The 13,048-nt window shown below is 48.0% G+C and carries 11 protein-coding genes; 3 read left to right on the forward strand and 8 right to left on the reverse strand.

The genetic code is table 11. The features are described from left to right. Positions 1–83 precede the first annotated feature (83 nt). From glpE to H579_RS0111890, 7 genes are all read right to left on the reverse strand, one after another. The gene (gene glpE, locus H579_RS0111860) at positions 84–401 is read right to left on the reverse strand and encodes a thiosulfate sulfurtransferase GlpE (RefSeq protein WP_036566176.1); all 318 of its coding nucleotides are present in this window, start codon (positions 399–401) and stop codon (positions 84–86) included. Between the two features lie 113 nt (positions 402–514). Continuing rightward, complete coding sequence (locus H579_RS0111865) at positions 515–1,333, reverse strand: symmetrical bis(5'-nucleosyl)-tetraphosphatase (protein WP_028300859.1); 819 nt, start codon at positions 1,331–1,333, stop codon at positions 515–517. A gap of 160 nt (positions 1,334–1,493) precedes the next feature. Beyond that, entirely contained in the window at positions 1,494–1,883 is a 390-nt protein-coding gene (gene apaG, locus H579_RS0111870; protein WP_028300860.1) for a Co2+/Mg2+ efflux protein ApaG, read from the reverse strand. Beyond that, entirely contained in the window at positions 1,876–2,688 is an 813-nt protein-coding gene (rsmA, locus tag H579_RS0111875; protein ID WP_028300861.1) for a 16S rRNA (adenine(1518)-N(6)/adenine(1519)-N(6))-dimethyltransferase RsmA, read from the reverse strand. Before rsmA ends, apaG begins: the two co-directional genes overlap by 8 nt. Before the next feature lie 43 nt (positions 2,689–2,731). Continuing rightward, on the reverse strand, positions 2,732–3,766 hold the full coding sequence (gene pdxA / locus H579_RS0111880; RefSeq protein ID WP_028300862.1) for a 4-hydroxythreonine-4-phosphate dehydrogenase PdxA: 1,035 nt from the start codon (positions 3,764–3,766) through the stop codon (positions 2,732–2,734). After that, on the reverse strand, positions 3,766–5,043 hold the full coding sequence (locus H579_RS0111885) for a peptidylprolyl isomerase (RefSeq protein WP_036566178.1): 1,278 nt from the start codon (positions 5,041–5,043) through the stop codon (positions 3,766–3,768). Before H579_RS0111885 ends, pdxA begins: the two co-directional genes overlap by 1 nt. 163 nt (positions 5,044–5,206) lie before the next feature. Further along, positions 5,207–7,729, reverse strand: a complete 2,523-nt coding sequence (locus H579_RS0111890) for an LPS-assembly protein LptD (RefSeq protein WP_157834610.1) — start codon at positions 7,727–7,729, stop codon at positions 5,207–5,209. Positions 7,730–8,110: 381 nt separating this feature from the next. Between H579_RS0111890 and H579_RS0111895 the strand changes: the two genes are divergently transcribed. Next, complete coding sequence (locus H579_RS0111895) at positions 8,111–9,136, forward strand: aminoglycoside phosphotransferase family protein (protein WP_028300865.1); 1,026 nt, start codon at positions 8,111–8,113, stop codon at positions 9,134–9,136. After that, positions 9,136–9,816 (forward strand): N-acetylmuramate alpha-1-phosphate uridylyltransferase MurU, encoded by a 681-nt coding sequence (gene murU, locus H579_RS0111900; RefSeq protein WP_028300866.1) that lies wholly within the window; start codon positions 9,136–9,138, stop codon positions 9,814–9,816. Before H579_RS0111895 ends, murU begins: the two co-directional genes overlap by 1 nt. Before the next feature lie 100 nt (positions 9,817–9,916). Here the strand turns inward: murU and H579_RS0111905 are convergent, their stop codons facing one another. Beyond that, positions 9,917–11,179, reverse strand: coding sequence for a DUF3530 family protein (locus H579_RS0111905; RefSeq protein WP_028300867.1), 1,263 nt, complete (start codon positions 11,177–11,179; stop codon positions 9,917–9,919). A gap of 286 nt (positions 11,180–11,465) precedes the next feature. On the opposite strand from H579_RS0111905, the gene H579_RS0111910 reads away from it, so the two are divergent. Beyond that, a complete protein-coding gene (locus H579_RS0111910; protein WP_169449708.1) occupies positions 11,466–13,001 on the forward strand; it encodes a peptidoglycan-binding domain-containing protein in 1,536 nt (511 codons plus the stop codon). Positions 13,002–13,048: the final 47 nt, after the last annotated feature.

Raw genomic sequence — 13,048 nt, forward strand, 5'->3', positions numbered from 1 at the left:
AAGCGGCGGGTCATGCCCACCGCTTTTTTAATCTGTATAGACAAACGACCAATACGAGGACGAAGCCATCATTGGGCTTTCGTTTAACTGCAGTGCTGAGGAAAGCTAACCTTCCACTGCTCATAGCCCCCATTCAGACTATATACCTCGGTAAAACCCTGCTCAAACAGAAACTGTGCTGCAGACTGACTACTATTGCCGTGGTAACAACATACCACGACCGGCTGGCTTTTATTATTTTGCTCAATAAACGCCTGCACATTTTCATTGTCCAAATGCAGGGAGCCACTAATATTACCTGCTGCAAAGCTGTTTGGGTCACGAATATCAACAATAACCGTTCTCGTACCGTTATCCAGACGCTCACCCAGCGTTGCCGGGTCCATAAATTGAAAACTCATCAGGCCAACCTTTTAATATTAAACGCCCTTCATTATAGAAGGGCGCAATCAAAACACAATATAAGAAAATACTAATTATAAAAGTAAGGTTATTACCCAATCAGGATCAAAACTCAGAAGTGTCGATGCTGCAGGCTGTTTACCGAAATCAGCTCTTTTGTTGCTAAATTCAATGCGGTTAAGCGCCCCCCCCAAACACAGCCTGTATCAAGTGCATAAACCCCAGCCCGATCAACCTGACCTTCTAATGCAGCCCAGTGACCAAAGATGATGGGGGTTTCACTCTGACGAGGATAATCAAACCAAGGAGCAAAACCAGGAGGGCACTGCTCCAGCCCCTCTTTACTAGCAAACTCAAGCTGAGCTTGTGGTGTACAAAAGCGCATACGAGTCAAGTAGTTAGTAATTGCGCGCAGGCGATCAAAACCTACCAGGTCATCTTGCCAAATATCAGGATAGTTGCCGTACATCGCCTTAAAGTAAGCTTTACATTGGCGACTACGCAGCACCTGCTCCACTTCATTGGCATAGTTAAGAGTGTCATTAACACTCCAGATTGGCGGAATTCCCGCATGGGTCATTACATAACCTTGCTTTTCATCATAATGACACAGAGGCCGATGACGCAGCCAATCCAGTAACTCATCTCTGTCAGGGGCCGTTAAAATTGCTTCCAGGGTGTCTGAACGTTTCACCTTGGCACCACCAAAGGCGATGGCTAATAAGTGCAGGTCATGATTGCCCAAAACCGCTTTAACACTGTCGCCCATAGATGATGCAAAACGCAGTACTTCCAGGGACTCAGGACCACGGTTCACCAGATCACCCGCCAACCACAACTGATCCTGATTGGGGTCAAACTCTACTTTCTCTAACAGTTGCTCCAGCTCACTAAAGCATCCCTGTAGGTCACCGACAGCAAAAACCTTCATCGAACGATAATCCAAAACCAAAATACTGCTAAGGCCCCAAGCACAGTAATTAGAAGAGTATGCTTTAAACCAATAAAAGAGGGACCAGAAAGCCGTTCTGAAACGATTACCACCGTCGAGACAGTGGTTCTCAGTTAATAAATACTGAACAAGAGATTAATCAGTGCAATGACGCCTGCTGTGCCAGACGGAACACTGGAATTGCAACCGTGAAATAGCTATCCATCTCAATATCCAGCATGCTGTAGTGCCCTTGCATAAAGCCAATTGGCGTAGGAAACACACAGCCTGAGGTATAATGGAAAGACTCACCTGGGGCAATGATAGGCTGCTCACCGACCACACCTTTGCCCTTAACCTCACTGACCTTGCCATTACCATCAGTAATAATCCAGGCTCGACTCACCAACTGGATATTATTTTTATTACGGTTGGTGATAGTCACCTTGTAATTAAAAATATATTTCTCTTCTTTATCGCCATCAAAGCGGATAAAGCCGGGCTCCACCTGCACTTCGACCAGACTACTGACCGCTGATTGATCAGTCATATTTATTCAACTTATCCGCTAAACAATCACTTAATGCGACAACTTCCTGCAAGCTCAGAGTCTCTGGGCGACGTCCAGGATCAATACCCAAACTTTCAAGATCGCTCACATCCAACATACCCTTCAGGTTATTTCTCAATGTTTTACGACGTTGAGCAAAAGCTTTACGTACCAGACTATCCAGACATTCTACCGATTTGGCTGGATGCGGTAGCTCCTGATAAGGTGTCAGGCGTACAATCGCAGAATCAACCTTTGGCATAGGATCAAAGGCTTCTGGCGGTACAATAAACAACGCCTCAACATCACACAGATACTGAGCCATAATACCTAAACGGCCCCAATCATTTGTACCCGGTGTGGCAGCCAAACGCTCGACCACCTCTTTCTGCAGCATAAAGTGCATATCCTGAATGACACCTTTATGATCCAGCAGATGGAAAATTAATGGTGTGGAGATGTTATAGGGCAAATTACCCACCACACGCAAAGGCTTGCCGTCATCCATTAAAGAGGCAAAATCAAACTTCAGTGCATCTGCCTGATGGATCTCAAAGCCAGGAAAGTTGAAAAATTGAACCTTCAGACCAGGAATCAGATCCCGGTCCAGCTCAATGACATCCAGACGTTCAGCAGATTCCAGAATAATTTCAGTTAACGCTCCCATACCAGGACCAATTTCCACCATATGATGGTCTGCTCTGGGCGCAATGCGACCAACGATACGCCGAATAATGCCTTCATCCTGCAAGAAGTTCTGGCCAAAACGTTTTCTGGCTCTGTGTTGCTGTGGCTTTTTAGCCATTGATTATCCTCAAACTTAACTTCTGAAACTTAACTTCTGAAACTTAACCGATAGCCTGGCGTGCCTGCGCCATCAAAGCAGCATAACCCAAGGCAGTCCATAAACTGCCTTCATTAGCCAGGCCGGTTCCAGCCAGATCCAGAGCAGTACCATGGTCCACCGAAGTACGTACAATCGGCATACCTAATGTAATATTGGCTGCTTTACCAAACCCTGCATGTTTTAGCACCGGCAATCCCTGATCATGGTACATTGCCAATGCGGCATCGGCATGCTGCAGATGATGCTGAGCAAACAAGGTATCCGCTGGCAGAGGGCCTGTCAGATTGATCCCCTCATCAGCCAGTTCCTGCAGGGCTGGAATGATGATATCAATCTCCTCACGACCCAGATGGCCATCCTCGCCCGCATGAGGGTTCAAGCCACACACCAAAACCCTGGGTTGAGTAACGGCAAAGTCCTGTTGTAATGAGCGATAGAGAATACGACTGATCTGCTTTACACGCTCACCAGTAATCGCATCAGCCACTTCCCGTAATGGCAAATGAGTGGTGACCAGAGCCACACGCAAGCCGGCCGTTGCCAACATCATCACTACTTGCTCTGAACCGGTGCGTTCCTGAAGAAACTCAGTATGACCGGAAAAGGCCACCCCCGCATCATTAATGATGCCCTTATGCACAGGAGCTGTCACCATACCCTGCCAGCGCTGACTCAAACAACCATCACAGGCGAGTTTTAATGTTTCCAACACATAGCTTGCATTAGCGACATTCAGCAACCCCAGCTGCTCTTTCTCTACCATCGGGACCGGAATCACGGCCAACTGCCGGGCCTGCATCATAGGCAGCTCGGCACCTGCATCAACTGGCACAAAAGTTACATCCAGCCCTAACTGCTTCGCCCTACGGGCCAGCATATCCGGATCAGCGATGACCGCCAGGCGCAGTTGATCAACAGCTACGCCACTCCAGGCCAGGTTATCCTGCGCCGCTTGCCAATTAACCGCCAGCTTAAGCACCACATCCGGGCCGATACCCGCTGGCTCACCCGCCGTAATGACCAGGGATAAACTCATTACTTTTCCTCGATATACGCTGCGGCTCTCATCTCTCGCAGCCAGTTATCCAGCTCCGAATCAAATTTACGCTTAAACAGCTGCTGACGCGCCTGCTCTTTCAACACTTGCTCACCAATATCCTGGCTTCGACGGCCGTTAACCTGAATGATATGCCAACCAAATTGAGTCCGCACAATATCACTTAAGCCATCAATTGGCGTGATATTCAAAGCTGCTTCAAATGCTGGCACAAACTTGCCTGGACCAGCCCACCCCAAACTGCCACCATCACCAGCTGAGCCTTTATCATCTGAGTAATTACGGGCTAATTCAGCAAAGTCTTCACCATTTTTCACCCGCTCACGCAGAGAACGAATCAACTGACGGGCTTCGGCTTCGCTACGCAGTGCTGTTGGAGAGATCAGAATATGGCGGCTTAATGTTTCTGTGATCAGCTTGGATGGGCCACCGCGCTTTTCCAGCAATTTGACAATATGAAAGCCCGCGGGACTACGCAGAGGCAGGGATATCTGATTAATCCCTAAAGACTGGACCGGATCAGCCATATACAACGGCAGTTCAGAACCGCGACGCCATCCCATATCGCCACCTTCCAGAGCGAAATCATCCTGAGAGGTACGAATCGCCAGCTGAGTAAAATCTTCACCATTGATCAATTTCTGATAACTGCTCTGCACCAACTGCTCCGCTTCAGCTACCTGTTGCGGTGTCACCTTGTCAGGCAAACGGATCGTGATCTGCTGCAGATGATAATCCGTCGAGTTCAGTTCACTTTTTTCCTGGGCCAGAAACGCATCGACTTCCTGATCAGAGATACGCACCCGACTCCCCACACTGCGTTGGCGCAGTTGAGAGATCAGTAATTCACGACTGATCTGATCACGTACACTATCAAATGGAATACCCTGGCTTTCCAGCACCTGGCGGAACTGATTCAGCGTCATCTTATTTTTCTGTGCCACACTGGCCAACGCTTGCATCAGCTGCTGCTCCTGTACACGCATACCCAACTTTTTCGCCTGCTGAAGCTGAATGGTGTCCAGAATGAGACGATCCAGTACCTGCTGACGCAACTGGTCCCGTGGCGGAGGTGAAATATTTCGCTGACGCAGATTCTGATAAACAGAATCCATTTTGGTTTCCAGTTCAGATTGCATCAGAGCTTCTGTGTTCACCACTGCAACCACACGATCCAGTACTTCACGGGCCTGGACCGGTAATACAGCGCTGAAAGCCAGCCCCATTACAAGGCAGAGTTGGGCTATCTTTCTCATAATTCCCGCTTAAATCAATTCACCACAAAATATCGTATTCCGGCCGCTAGGCCGACGCTCATCGACTTTTAGATCAGACGTTCTTCACAATAATTCCATAACGACTCACAACGTGAGTACGCTTGTAAAAAGCTATTGCGAAAAGCGTTTGTCCAAATGCCTATTACTTAAAGATGGGGTTGTACCCCGGAATGTACTCTGCGGCCCGGTTAAAGGGTTCCCCTCGACCTAAACCACCAAAACCTTTTAATACCAGCTGAATTTTAAACTTATCCTCAAAGGCATCCGGATCATCTACATCGTCACCGGAATAATATTGATGATTGGCTATTCTTAACAACCAACAACAACTTTCATACTCTAAACCAGAAATTTGCTCCATATAATCCCCAGCTTGAATATCCAGGCGTCCCAGCATAAAAATACGCCATTGATTATTAATCGGCGCGGTGAACCCCAAGTCCGCCGTTTCATCGTAGGGTTCGCTAATACCTGCGGCACAACCGCCATTGATGGCACAATCGGTATAGCTCTTAGTATGACGCAATAAAACAGAGAGCCCTGATGGATGCTGCGCCCTGAATTTCGTCTCCCGCTTTTCTAAAAAGAAACCGCGTTCGTGAGTATTCCACTGCCCTGATGCCGAAAGAGAAGCCCAAGGATAAGGGTTATAATTCACCTCAGCAATCAAAGGCGAGACACTACGCCTGTATTGAGAACCTTGTGCAACAGTAGGATCACTGTCCATATTTACGCTGCGTTCCTCAGGATAAAATGCCTGACCAACCATCAGCTTAACCTTTTCACGCCCCTGCTGATCAAGAAAACGACTGGTTAACCCCAGACTGATCTTATGCAGATCTCCTTGCCTATCAACGCCACTGAAGCGAGTATCACGGAACAACTGGTTAGCATCAAAAAGATATTCGCTGGTATCAAATACGGGAATATCAGTCTGATCTTCTTCAGGGGAGTAAACCCAGAACAGCCGCGGTTCCAGGGTTTGCGTGTACGTTTGGTCAAACGCAGCCATCTCGCGCTCAAAAATCAACCCTGAGTCCATAGACACTGTAGGTACTATCCGGCTATGGCTATCAGCAACACCATCGGGTTGGTCAGTTAACTGATAATGGGACACACCTAAACGCGCATTAGCGGCCCAGAACCCCCATACCTGATCATTGCGATATCCAACATAAGGCTCCAGATGGGTCCGTTGAGCAGACATATCGCTGCTCCAGGTGATCACTCCGTTGCTGTCAACATCACCTGCAATTCCGCTGCCATCATCAATACTACGATAAAAACGCGCAGTCTGATTATTAGCCCCCCATGTCAGACCGTTACCATCCGAATACCGGGCATTGGCTTCTAGCTGCGGCAGCTTGTAATATTCCCGCTCTGCATCCGTAAGATTGGGGTCAAGCTCCTGAAAACCTTCAAGTGCTCCACGGAAGGTCCATGCACCTTGGTGATAACGGGTTTCAATAAGCTGATTCAGCTTTTCGATGTTCGAGCCGTCAAAACCAGACTCAAATGACCGGAAATAGTAATCATCCGAGGCCTTGCTGTAGTCCAAACGATAAACCCAGTTATTGCGAATATAGCCCGCCGACTCAGCGGAGTAGAAGTAACGGTTTTCATCATTAAAATCAGGATCTGAGTCCAAAAAGTTATAATGCAGCGTACCAGAATGCTTTTCCTGCAGAAGATAACGGAACTCTGTATTCATCTGTAGACCACGCTCCCGGTACCAATGCGGCGTTAACGTGGCATCATAGTTAGGAGCCAGGTTCAGATAGATTGGTTGGCTAAACTCTTCAACCCCCTTACTGTCAATGGATGCGGAAGGAGGCAACAGGCCGGTATGACGACGGTCATCAATCGGAAACTTAAAGTAGGGCCAATAGAAAACAGGCACGTCACCCAGCTCAAGACGGGCATGTTTCGCTGTACCAAAACCACTGTCATGGTCCAACTCAATATCCTGACCAATCAACTGCCAGCTATTGTCATTAGGCGGACAAGAGGTATAGCTGCCATTGGTCACCTCTAACACCCGATTCTCATTGTGACGAACACGCTCTGCAGCACCACGGAAGTTATTTTCATACAGCACATACTGAGCGTTATGCACTTCAAACTGCTCACTATCTTGATTAAAACGTCCCCGACTACCTACGAGTAAACCTTGAGGCTGTACTAAACGTAATGTCCCCTGAGTCTCAATAGAAGTACGCGCTTTATTGATTGATGCCTCTTCCGTGCTCATCATCATTTGCTGAGAACGCACCCTCACATCACCGGTTAACAGCACGGAGCCATCAGACTGATACTCCGCTTGATCAGCCGTGACCTCCATGCTCTCCTGATTCTCAGGCAGCACCATAGTCTGATGCAGATAATAACCGCCACAAATCCCCTGATTGCGATCACTGCCGGTCTTAATCCAACCTAAGAGATCCGAATTCAGATCAAGATCTGAATCAGATGCCGCAGGTTCGGTAATCACTATCGATTTAGCAGAAACCGCATCGGACTGCTCTGAAGCCCAGGATTTCTCATCTTCTTCTGGAAGAAGCTGAGCCCAGGCAGACCCGACTGAAAAAAAAGCAGCAGATAAAGAAAACCCCGAGGCCAAGGCAATGGCTAACGCCTTTTTACTGCCGATCGATTTTCTGCTCACGAGGGCATTAGTAGGTATCACAGGCCGTTTCAAACTTAATCCTTAATAGTGCACTACAGCTCCAAACAACTGAATCCTTTCCCTCTCAGCCTGCTACCGGAAAATCTGGCAATAAAAACAGGGTTGATACTATGGAAGAACACACTTGTCTAGGTGCTTATTTCGTCGACAATAGCGCGCCATTATAACGACTCAACACAAGGAGTTCACAACAAATAGCATGCTAAATTGATCTATTGAGTTTATTTCAACCAGCATAGGTTATTACTCTGATCACCCTGTCTCTTCCCGTCTCTTTAAAAACCACTCTGTCAGTCGCCAGATAGCTATGGGCAGCCCGGAAAGCTTTTGCAATAATAACCGCATAAGTAAGGAGTAGCTATGAACCCCCGTTATCAGCAATTGTGTCAGTGGCTTAACCAGCAGACAGGCGACACCAATCCACAGCTTACGTCAGTAGCAGGTGATGCCAGCTTCCGTCGTTATTATCGCTTGGAGACCGAGCAAGGTCCGCGCATTGTGATGGATGCGCCACCACCGGAAGAAGACTGCACACCTTTTGTCTCTATTGCCAAAGAATGGTTCCAGCAGGGTGTTGCTGTGCCGGAGATTTTTGCTCAGGACCTGAAACAGGGCTTCCTGCTATTGGAAGATTTTGGTGATCAGCAACTGCTCCCTCTACTGGAACAAGGAGCCCAACAGGCTAATCCGCTCTATCAGGATGCCATTGACGCTCTCCTGCAGATTCAGACAACACAGGGACAGCACCTCCCCCATTACGACAATGCTCTATTGATGCGTGAGATGGAACTGTTCCGGGAATGGTTCTGCCAAAAATGGTTAGCTCTGGAGCTGACAGAAACGGATCATCAACTGATCGACAACACCTTCGCTTACCTCAGTGAACATGCGCAGGCACAGCCAAAAGTCACCGTGCATAGAGACTATCATTCCCGAAACCTCATGCTGACACCCGAAGGCAAACACAATATCGGCATTATCGATTTTCAGGATGCTGTTTACGGCCCCATTACCTATGATCTGCTCTCTCTGCTAAGAGATGCTTATATCACATGGCCGAAAGATCAGGTCCATCACTGGCAAAACCACTTCTGGTGCCAACTGGAACAAAAAGGACAAATGCCGACGGGTTATAGACAGAAACAGTTTGTTGAAGACTTCGATATGATAGGAGCTCAGCGCCATCTAAAAATAGTCGGTATCTTTGCCCGCCTGTGGCTGCGTGATGGTAAATCCGGTTATCTGGCAGATATTCCACGTACTTTTGACCACTTGCTGGAAGACTGTAAACCTTACCCTCAACTGGAAGAGTTTACCCATTGGCTGCAAAGCCGTATTCAGCCAGCCTTAGAGGAAAAACAGTTTCAGCAAGAGGTCCCGGTATAATGCAAGCGATGATACTGGCAGCGGGTCTTGGCACCCGCATGCGCCCTTTAACGGACCACACACCAAAACCCATGTTAAAGGTTGCAGGAAAACCTCTGCTGGAGCATCAGCTGGAGCGTCTGTTTAAAGCCGGTATCCAACACATCGTGATTAATACCAGCTATCTGGCCCAACAAATTGAAGACTTTATCGTCAGTAAACAATGGCCTGCAGAGATCCGCTTATCTTATGAGCCTGAACCGCTGGAAACCGCAGGCGGTCTGCAGCAAGCCCTGCGTTCAGGCAAACTCTCTGCCGATGAAGCCATTCTGCTGGTCAACGGCGATGTATGGTGTGATTTTGATTTGAGCCAACTGGTTCAAGACAGGCGGCTTAAACTGGCTCAAGATCAATTAGCCCATTTAGTATTGGTCAACAACCCAGAACATAATCCCAATGGTGATTTTGGCTTGCTGAATCACCAGGTCCAAAACAGAGCAGAAAACCAGTATACCTTTAGCGGTATTAGTCTGATTGATCCTAAGCTGATCCCTATGAATCAACCCACTCCTATTCCACTAGCACCTTTATTAAGACAAGCCGCGACAGAAAACAAAGTCAGTGGAGAACACTATCAAGGATATTGGCTGGATGTGGGCACACCTGAGAGATTGGAAACACTGGCACAACATTTGGGCTAATTGACTTTATACGCATATATGTCAAACACCAAAAGCCCCATCACCTGACATACCTGACATAAAGTGATGGGGCTTTCATTTTCTGACTCGTTGTAAAACCTTACATCATAGTCCGGCCTGAACGCTGCCCGTTTTCAGTATTTTCCTCAAAGGTTTCCACTGAGCGTGCACCTGGGTAAATGTAAAGACTGTCTTCCCCACCTTTCAGGTAGGGGTCTTCCGCCTCACGCTCTGGATCACTGGAAATACGGGAAGCCAGCCAGCCACGAATCGTTTGTGCGATACGACGACCACGGGCATCGGTCTGACTATTCACTGAGCTACCCGATATACGACTTTGACGGTAATCCGGATTGCCTGATCGACGGGCATAATTTGCACGGTCTTTGGCCATTCTCTTAGCTTGGTTGGTATCTGCAAAATACAGATCCAAAATCGGACGCTGCTGTTCACCTAACAAACTGGGAATGTCCACCGCAATATCATAGTAAGGCAAGCGTGGCTGCACCAATACCAGAGCTTGTTCCGGTGGTAACGGGCTTTCTTTCAAATAACCCAGAATCCAGGCAGCACCTGTACCATGCCCCACCAGCACAATACGCTCATAGTTCATCGAGCCCAGCTGAGCTAAAGCTGCTTCAATACGGGCATTCACACGCAGGTCAATCGGTGCTTTTGGTTTTTCCGGTTCTGGTGCCGGCGCAGGTGGAGCTTCATCTTCACCACCCAGCTCATCGCCCTCTTCATCATCACCAGCCTTTTCCTCTACAGGACCCTCTCCTTCGATACCTTCTTCATCTCCAGTCCCCTCTTCAGCAACACCTTCTTCTCCCTCTTCTTCGCCTTCTTTCTTGGGCATCTGAGCAAAAACCTCAATAGCCGGGAGTGTGCGATCAGGCTGCTTCGCCGGACCTGGGCTTGGTAAAGCCAAAGACAGTGTAGCCCAGCCATAATCCGGCATCAGAATACGCAGAGGATTAATTACCGTTGGCCAGTCAGGGTGAGCATCTTCTTCATGCAACAGCAGAATAGCACCTTGAGCAACCGCACTATTCTCAGGTAGAAATAGGCTAAGGGCTTCTTCATCCAGGGCCTGTAGTTTAATAATCTCTTTGGGATTAGCCTGACGTTCCAGGAAGTAATCGCGGGTTTCATCAGCATCAACATTGACGTGAGGCTTAGGAGGCTCTTTTGGCTTAGTCTGCTCTTCAGTCAGCTCTTCACCGTCTTCAGGCACTTCCTCATCATTTGCTGCCCAGGCTGGCGAGAATGTAAATAGCGATAACGTCAACACCAATAGCCAACGCACTATACGTTTGGTCACGCCCTCATTGCCGGTAAATCCATCGCCGTGAATGATCACCCTGTATCCCCTATCGCTGTCTCTGCACTACGCTTTGTGTGATATCAGAACACTACATTTGATATCCAAGTCCCTGAGTATAAATAACTCGACACCGATAAAGAACCACCAGACACAGGTAATCCCCCAACAAACAGACAAAACGTGAAAAGGTTCCAGAAAAATGACATTAGATGACTCCTCTATTCCCTCGTGAACGTCTATTATTTCCAGATGCGGGCAATCAGTTTGATACTGTTAGCCTTATTCTCACAAGCAAGAGCGCCTAAAGCTGAAGTGGATTATGATGGAAAAACCAATAGCACAGGTATTAAGCCTATTAAGCGCGGCGGTCATTACCGCTGGCTGTAGTAACCAGCAGATAAAACCTGCCTCACAAACGGACCTTGACCGGCTACAGCAGAAAGAGCAAGTCTTGGCAGAACAGGAAAAGGCCTTAGCGATAAAAGGGTCACAACCCAAAGAAAAAGAGCACGCACTGGAAATCCAAAAAACGACACAACCACCACCATTACCGGCAACCCTGACCAGTGCAAAACCTGGGCAATGCTTTGCTCGCGTCTGGGTGGAAACCACCTACCAACAGTATTCAAAATCAATTCTGACTAAAGAAAGCAGCGAATACATCGAAACAGTACCGGCAAAGTTTCAGCTCAACACTGAACAGGTCATGATCAAATCGGCCAGTAACAAAATCATCCCAATTCCTGCTCAGTATAAAACAGTACAGGAACGAGTGCTGATTACCCCTGCCAGCCTTGAATGGCGGGTCAGCCTCGACCCTAAAAGTCCACCCGCGGAGAAATATCTGCTGGATAAGGCTCAGGCCCACGGTATTCAATTGGATAACGCCAAACCTGGCATGTGCTTTCATGAGCACTATCACCCAGCCTGGTATAATGAGCAGAAAGAAGAGATTCTTGTTAAAGAGGCATCGACGCTATTCACCAGTACTGAGCCCAAGTTTAGTTGGGTCGAAAAAAAGGTGTTAGTCAAAGCGGCCAGCACCCGACTGGAAGAGATACCGGCTCGGTATGAAACGGTCGAGGTGCAGCTACTGGATATTCCGGCTCATGTGACCTGGGAGCCCTGTGCTGGCACCTTATCGGCTCATAGTGCCGAAGGACTGTGCAAAAAGGATGTGCCCGCCCAATATAAAACCGTGAGCAAGCAGATACTCAAAACACCTGCAACGGTTAAAACCATAGCGATTCCCGCTGAATATGAGACAGTGCGCGTCAGAACCCTGGTGACACCCGCGAGTCAACATCAGCAACCTGTTGCTGCTCAATATCAGGAGGTTACTACCCGAACCAAGATGGAAGATACCTCCTTTACCTGGCATGAGATAAATAACCAACAATTACCTAAAAAAACCCGTACAGGCAATCAGATCTGTCTCGTTGAGACCCCAGCTGTTTATCAGACACTAGATAAGCAAGTACTTGTCGCTCCCGCCCGAACCGAGACGGTCAAACAACCAGCCGAATATCAGACGATCCAGGTGCAAAAATTGCTGGAACCGGCAAAACAGGTCAGACACGTCATCCCTGCCGAGTATAATGAGATCACCTTAAGCAAAATCGACCAGCCTGGTTACATGGAATGGCGAGCCATTTTATGCGAAAGCAATATGGATACATCAACAATCAGAAGCATACAAACACGCTTACTCAATCAAGGTTATTCACCTGGCCCCATTGACGGTATTGTCGGAGAAAAGACCATGAAAGCGGTGCATCAGTTCCAGGCCGATCATAACCTGCCTTCAGATCCTTATATCAACATCGAAACGGTCAAGGCTCTGGGCTTATCTCAATAAGCCTCCGGTATTGATCCTGCCGATCAGGGCTGGAGCCACTGTTTAAG

This window comes from Oceanospirillum beijerinckii DSM 7166, assembly GCF_000422425.1.
Classification (GTDB): domain Bacteria; phylum Pseudomonadota; class Gammaproteobacteria; order Pseudomonadales; family Halomonadaceae; genus Oceanospirillum; species Oceanospirillum beijerinckii.

Excerpts from the sequence above, each read along its gene's own strand:
- pdxA (WP_028300862.1), bottom strand. The coding sequence starts at position 3,766 with ATGAGTTTATCCCTGGTCATTACGGCGGGTGAGCCAGCGGGTATCGGC.
- H579_RS0111885 (WP_036566178.1), bottom strand. The coding sequence starts at position 5,043 with ATGAGAAAGATAGCCCAACTCTGCCTTGTAATGGGGCTGGCTTTCAGC.
- rsmA (WP_028300861.1), bottom strand. The coding sequence starts at position 2,688 with ATGGCTAAAAAGCCACAGCAACACAGAGCCAGAAAACGTTTTGGCCAG.
- murU (WP_028300866.1), top strand. The coding sequence starts at position 9,136 with ATGCAAGCGATGATACTGGCAGCGGGTCTTGGCACCCGCATGCGCCCT.
- glpE (WP_036566176.1), bottom strand. The coding sequence starts at position 401 with ATGAGTTTTCAATTTATGGACCCGGCAACGCTGGGTGAGCGTCTGGAT.
- H579_RS0111865 (WP_028300859.1), bottom strand. The coding sequence starts at position 1,333 with ATGAAGGTTTTTGCTGTCGGTGACCTACAGGGATGCTTTAGTGAGCTG.
- H579_RS0111895 (WP_028300865.1), top strand. The coding sequence starts at position 8,111 with ATGAACCCCCGTTATCAGCAATTGTGTCAGTGGCTTAACCAGCAGACA.
- H579_RS0111910 (WP_169449708.1), top strand. The coding sequence starts at position 11,466 with ATGGAAAAACCAATAGCACAGGTATTAAGCCTATTAAGCGCGGCGGTC.
- apaG (WP_028300860.1), bottom strand. The coding sequence starts at position 1,883 with ATGACTGATCAATCAGCGGTCAGTAGTCTGGTCGAAGTGCAGGTGGAG.